The following is a 256-nucleotide window of genomic DNA, read 5'->3' on the forward strand; positions in this document are numbered from 1 at the left end:
ACTAATCTCAAGGGTGGGGCTCGTTGCGGGACTTAACCCAACCTCTCCCGACACGAGCTGACGACAACCATGCACCACCTGGCACCGTTGCCCCCGAAGGGGAAACTATATCTCTACAGTGGGCAACGGGATGGCAAGACCTGGTAAGGTTCTTCGCGGTGCTTCGAATTAAACCACATGCTCCACCGCTTGTGCGGGCCCCCGTCACTTCCTTTGAGTTTCAGTCTTGCGACCGTCCTCCCCAGGCGGAGTGCTT

The 256-nt window shown here is 57.8% G+C and carries 1 rRNA gene; it reads right to left on the reverse strand.

The window, feature by feature from the left end:
- Window positions 1-256, reverse strand: a 16S ribosomal RNA gene (locus EW028_RS24730); the annotation flags it as partial.

This window comes from Lysinibacillus sp. OL1 (assembly GCF_004332175.1).
GTDB lineage: Bacteria > Bacillota > Bacilli > Bacillales_A > Planococcaceae > Lysinibacillus > Lysinibacillus capsici.